The sequence below is a fragment of the Nocardioides sp. genome, from assembly GCF_031422975.1.
Lineage (GTDB): Bacteria > Actinomycetota > Actinomycetes > Propionibacteriales > Nocardioidaceae > Nocardioides.
This window is the reverse complement of the sequence record NZ_JANPEO010000414.1, coordinates 1-1,849: the sequence shown is the minus strand read 5'-3', so window position 1 is coordinate 1,849 and position 1,849 is coordinate 1. Positions and strand designations below refer to the sequence as shown.

Here is a 1,849-nt window from a genome sequence, read left to right as displayed (position 1 = left end):
CGTCACCTCACCGCAGGCTCGCCCGATCAGCCGCTAACGGTTGGCGTACGTCCTTGGCGCCGCGTCGTCCGCGTTGTCCGCGTCGTCCACCAGGCGACGACGACCCCAGCCAGCAGGGCACCGCAGGTGCCGAGTATCTCGTCGCCGAGGGTGTCGCGGTAGGCGCCTCCCGCCTCCTTGCCCGCCCGGATGAACAGCCAGTACTCCCCCAGCTCCCAGGCGAGGGCGAGCATCGCTCCAAGTCCGCCGATCAGCGGGACAATCATCCAGCGCGGCCGCACCGGCGGCGCGATGAGCAGTCCCAGCCCGGCACAGAGCACGAACCAGTGGGCGAAGTGACTGAGGTCGTCCCACCAGGCGACCCTTCGGAACAGGTCGAGCCAGTTGGCGGTGGTGTCGGACAGGAATGGCAACATAACCAGGCCGAATGCGACGTACGGCGGTCGGCGCGCCGCCTCATGGCCGCGGGTCGCCCACCACAGCGCCGGGGCCAGCAGCATGAGAACGGGGTAGGCAACCAGACGGACCGACCAACCCTTGCCGTCGAACTGCGCCACGCCAGGCACCGCGACCGCGGCGATCAGCTCGACGATAGTGAGGAACAGGAGCAGCGCGGGAAACCACGCGAGATGATGACTCCCCGTGCGAACGAACCGGTGAGGGCTTGCATCGCGCGCTGGCGGCGTGGCCTTCATGAGTAGACGGTATCCACGACGGGAACAGACTGGCCGCTCACCAGCTCGTGTACAGCAGGTGCTGAAGGAGCAGGGCGACCCCCATCTGGGCCGCCAGACCCGGGCGGCGCCAGCGTTCGGGCAGGAGTGCAGTGCTCAGCAGCAGCCAGGGCACGAACGGGAGCCAGATCCGCTCAACCTCCCCCTTGCTCATGCGGGAGAGGTCCGCGATCGCGATCGCCGAGGCGGCCGTTCCAACGAGCAGCAACACCGCTCGCTCGGCCTGACGCCAACCCGACAGAAGCTGACCAAGTCCCGCGACGAGAAGCGGCCCGGCGCACAGCGTGAGGGCCGCCAGGTTGGCCCACATCCAATAGGACGCGGGGCGGTCCGCGGCGACACCCTCCCAGTAGCGCTCCTGCAGGACCGGGAAGGCCTCCCACAGTGAGAACCCGCCTGCGGCGAACAGGAGAACCACCGCGCTGGCACTCAGGGCGGACACCACGAGCGGCTGCCAGGCCCTCGCCGCGACCAGCACTCCCACGGCGAGCAAACCCAGCAGAGGCATCCCGTACGACATCATCACGCAGTAGCCCAGGAGCAGGCCGGCGACCACCGACCACACGACCATCCGCCCGCGCCCGTTCCGGGTCGTGCCGGCCAGCGCCAGGGCAGCCAGTCCCCAGGCCGCCACGGCCGCGATGAGCGCATCAGCGGACACCGCCGTCCACAGGGCCGCCGGACCCAGCACCAGGAACGGCGCAGCACGACGAGCCGACGTCTCGGCGCCCAGCGCCCGGAGCGCGACCAGCACGGCGACAGTGGAGCTCGCGGCGATGGCGGTCACCACCAGACCGGCCGAGAAGTCGGCGGCCAGCCCGAGCCGGTCCAGGACCACGAAGAACAGGAGGGCACCGGGCGGGTGCCCGGCCACGTGGGTGACCCAGTTGTCACTGGCGGCGTAGGGGATGCGATCGACATACTCCTGCAGCATGGCCGAGATGTCGCTCGTCGCGCGCGCGGTCTCGAGGTACTCGTAGGGATTGCCCAGGACCCGGCTGATGCCGGAGCCGCCGTCCACGAGGGCCAGCGCCAGCATCCAGGCGAGCCCCACGATCCAGGAGGCGAGCATCAGTCGGCGCCAGGGCAACCGCTCGGCCAGCGCCGCGGCGTAC

2 protein-coding genes are annotated in these 1,849 nt (G+C 70.2%); both read right to left on the bottom strand.

Annotated elements, in window-relative coordinates; all coding sequences use genetic code 11:
- Positions 1-26: 26 nt before the first annotated feature.
- Complete coding sequence (locus tag RMO85_RS12500) at positions 27-695, bottom strand: hypothetical protein (protein WP_310529053.1); 669 nt, start codon at positions 693-695, stop codon at positions 27-29.
- A gap of 37 nt (positions 696-732) precedes the next feature.
- Positions 733-1,849, bottom strand: a 1,117-nt coding sequence (locus RMO85_RS12495) for a hypothetical protein (RefSeq protein ID WP_310529052.1), incomplete at its 5' end; no start/stop codon positions are given.